Origin of the sequence: Paenibacillus sp. 32O-W, assembly GCF_007679495.1 — a bacterium.
In the GTDB taxonomy this organism is placed as follows: domain Bacteria; phylum Bacillota; class Bacilli; order Paenibacillales; family NBRC-103111; genus Paenibacillus_L; species Paenibacillus_L residui.
Map to the genome: position 1 here is coordinate 1 of NZ_VEGP01000180.1, position 418 is coordinate 418.

Annotated in this window: 1 rRNA gene; it reads right to left on the reverse strand. The window is 53.6% G+C overall.

What is annotated here, in order from left to right:
* Positions 1-418 (reverse strand): 23S ribosomal RNA (locus tag FS806_RS25350); the annotation flags it as partial.

Sequence of the window (418 nt, forward strand, 5' to 3'; positions counted from 1 at the left end):
GGGTCGCGGGTTAGAACCTAGATACGATCAGGGTGGTATCCCAACGTCGCCTCCACACATGCTGGCGCACATGCTTCAAAGGCTCCCACCTATCCTGTACAGATCGTACCCAAGTCCAATATCAAGCTACAGTAAAGCTCCATGGGGTCTTTCCGTCTTGTCGCGGGTAACCTGCATCTTCACAGGTATTAAAATTTCACCGGATCTCTCGTTGAGACAGCGCCCAAGTCGTTACGCCATTCGTGCGGGTCAGAACTTACCTGACAAGGAATTTCGCTACCTTAGGACCGTTATAGTTACGGCCGCCGTTTACTGGGGCTTCGGTTCATAGCTTCGGGTTACCCCTAACCACTCCCCTTAACCTTCCAGCACCGGGCAGGCGTCAGCCCGTATACTTCGCCTTTCGGCTTCGCACAGA